This window comes from Izhakiella australiensis (genome assembly GCF_002006995.1).
Taxonomy (GTDB): domain Bacteria; phylum Pseudomonadota; class Gammaproteobacteria; order Enterobacterales; family Enterobacteriaceae; genus Izhakiella; species Izhakiella australiensis.
In genome coordinates this window covers 1-1,874 of record NZ_MRUL01000052.1, presented here as the reverse complement: position 1 = coordinate 1,874, position 1,874 = coordinate 1, and the positions used below count along the sequence as shown (strand labels likewise).

Genomic DNA, 1,874 nt, shown 5'->3' with positions numbered 1-1,874 from the left:
TCGCGGAATTCAGGCGAATGCTGCTTACGGGGGTTCTTACTGGTTGATACGGATTTTGTCATGTGAGCTACCTCTGGTTGAGAGTTTACTCACTTAGTCGCGTGTCCACTAATGGTGGGTAAGATCACCGTTTGTACCTGATGGATTGAATGGAGGTTCTTCTATATAAGCAGGAGCTTTACCAGAGGCTTTACCTTTGATCGGTATCCGCTCCGCCATCGCAATACCACCGACAGCCCCCCCCACGATGCCGATAAAGTCCCGCGTCGCTGTATAGCGGTCATACTTCCTGTACGCCTCGCTCAGTGGGATTTCGTCCCTCTTCGCCAGGCTCTGAGCCACCGCGTCGCGTACCAGGCGCTGATCTTGGGTTTTCTGTGAAGTCTGGTCCAGTATCTCACCAATATGGAGGTACTCGTCCGGGTAAGCATTTTTGTATTTACTGTTGTACGGACCGTCTTCGTAACCCATCAGCGCCAGCACGGCTTCGGCACGCTTCTGCTTACAGGCGTCACTGCCTGCGAGGGTGCCGCTGCAGGCGCTGATAACGTCCTTATCGCGCTCGACGCTCAGGGCGACAAGTTGTTTTTCCTCCGCCCGGGCTTTCGCTCTTTCTGCCGGATCCTGACTGTTAAGTTTTGCCCGAGCTGCCTCAAGCGCCGATTTTTCATCAGCATGCAGCCAGTTATTCTCAACTACATGGTCAAGCCTTACAGTCACTGACTAGCCGGCGGGTCCTACTTATGCCTGATAATCCTCATATTCCCAGGCAAAGACACGGGAGAGCTTATGTGCTATCTCCATCCAGTCTTTACCTTCGCACTGATCGATATAATCGGTGATGGTTTTCGTTATTTCATCCAGATCATATTTGCGCACCAGCAGCGTGTGACGCATCAGCTCCGGTAGCCAGTGGTTTTTGCAGAGCCATTCGGGGGTGCAGACATTTAAATGAAAGTAGTTTATTCCTTCTTCATCTTTTGGACCTATTGATAAAGTGAATAAAAGAATAAAGTTATCACTCTCTTCAGGGATAAATAAATTAAGGTCACAATCATCACAGCCTAAAGTTCTTAATGTAGCTTTCACGTTATTATTCCCCCACAATAACATTAAGATGCCCATCACCAATTTTGGTTTTCTGGCCTGTCACCGAATTTATTTGAAAAGTCTCAAAATTAGCCTGGACTCCTGTTGGGTTGACTAATGCTGGAGCATTCGGTTTCCCTTTAGGAAAACGATATACACGAGTGCCATCAGCACTCATTAATCCAGTTCCATCTTTCGTTGGTCTTGCCCCATCTCCAACCCAAATATTGCCCAAATGATCAGCTTCTGCTTTAGTACCTGAGCCGACGCCGTAATTAAGTTTCCCATTATCACCCTTAACTACCGCATTCAGTCTCGGATCCTGCTTTGCTATATTGTTCAGGTTCTGCTGCGCCAGATCGTTTTTAAGCGTAGGATAAGTTGCTGTATTCTCAGCCCCGGACGTTTTATTTCCCGGTTTCGCTTTTTGATTAAGTTTAGCTTTACCGGGTCTGGCCGCTCTGATTAACCCGCCGCCACCGCCGGGCACCTTGTGCCCATGTTCATCCACAATGCCAAGTTTCGCCAGCGGATTTACCGGATAAATGTGTATCAGCGGCTCCTCGCTGTCACCCAGCGCATTATTCTCAACCGCATTCTTCCCGGCCTGCGCGCCGGAGAGGGCGCCCGCGCTACTGTCGCTGGCAAGCCCGCCCGCGAGCCCGGCGGCCAGGGTGCTCAGGGCGCTGATGCTCTGCTTCTGCTCCTCCGACAGCTTACTCTTATCCACGCCCGGATACAGCTGCTGCGCGATATATTCACCGGCGCTGGCGCCCGCCGCCCCG

General features: G+C 51.0%; 2 protein-coding genes and 1 pseudogene. All 3 read right to left on the bottom strand.

What is annotated here, in order from left to right:
* Positions 1-108: 108 nt before the first annotated feature.
* Positions 109-720 carry a DUF6862 domain-containing protein gene (locus tag BTJ39_RS24160; RefSeq protein WP_078005196.1) on the bottom strand — a complete coding sequence of 204 codons (612 nt, stop codon included), beginning with the start codon at positions 718-720 and terminating at the stop codon, positions 109-111.
* A gap of 21 nt (positions 721-741) precedes the next feature.
* The gene (locus BTJ39_RS24155; protein ID WP_241825977.1) at positions 742-1,089 is read right to left on the bottom strand and encodes an immunity 8 family protein; all 348 of its coding nucleotides are present in this window, start codon (positions 1,087-1,089) and stop codon (positions 742-744) included.
* Positions 1,090-1,657: 568 nt separating this feature from the next.
* Positions 1,658-1,874, bottom strand: a pseudogene (locus tag BTJ39_RS25520) (VENN motif pre-toxin domain-containing protein); the annotation flags it as partial.